This is a genomic window from Aeromonas sp. QDB23, from assembly GCF_027707745.1.
Taxonomy (GTDB): domain Bacteria; phylum Pseudomonadota; class Gammaproteobacteria; order Enterobacterales; family Aeromonadaceae; genus Aeromonas; species Aeromonas allosaccharophila.
In genome coordinates this window covers 1-515 of the sequence record NZ_JAPCJA010000192.1, presented here as the reverse complement: position 1 = coordinate 515, position 515 = coordinate 1, and the positions used below count along the sequence as shown (strand labels likewise).

At 58.6% G+C, this 515-nt stretch carries 1 protein-coding gene; it reads left to right on the top strand.

Translation table 11 applies throughout. The features are described 5' to 3' along the window. A partial coding sequence (locus PG888_RS23135) for a Mu transposase domain-containing protein (protein ID WP_418130710.1) occupies positions 1 to 515 on the top strand: 515 nt, incomplete at both ends.

Below are 515 nucleotides of genomic sequence, written 5' to 3'. Positions count from 1 at the left end.
TGCCGATACGATCCCGAGCTCAACCCCAGCTACCAGCAGTTGGCCGAGCACTATCAGGTGGCGGTGATGCCAGCTCGTCCTTACAAGCCCAAGGACAAGGCCAAGGCGGAGGTGGGTGTGCAGATCGTCGAGCGCTGGATCCTGGCCCGTCTACGCCATCAGACCTTCTTCTCGCTTGCCGAACTCAACCAGTGCATCCGTGCCTTGCTGAACGAACTCAACGAGCGTCCGTTCAAGCAACTGCCCGGTAACCGACGTGACGCATTTGAGCAGTTGGACCGCCCGGCACTGGGACCACTGCCGGTGCATCCCTATCGCTATGTCGCCATCAAAACGGTCAAGGTCAACATCGACTATCACGTCAGTTATGAGCAGCACCATTACTCGGTGCCACACCAGTATGTGGGTCAGCAACTGGAGCTCCATGCAGGCGACACACTGCTTCAGGTCTATCACCAGCAACAGCTGGTCGCGAGCCATCCACGTAAAACCATCCCGGGGATGAGCACGCTCCC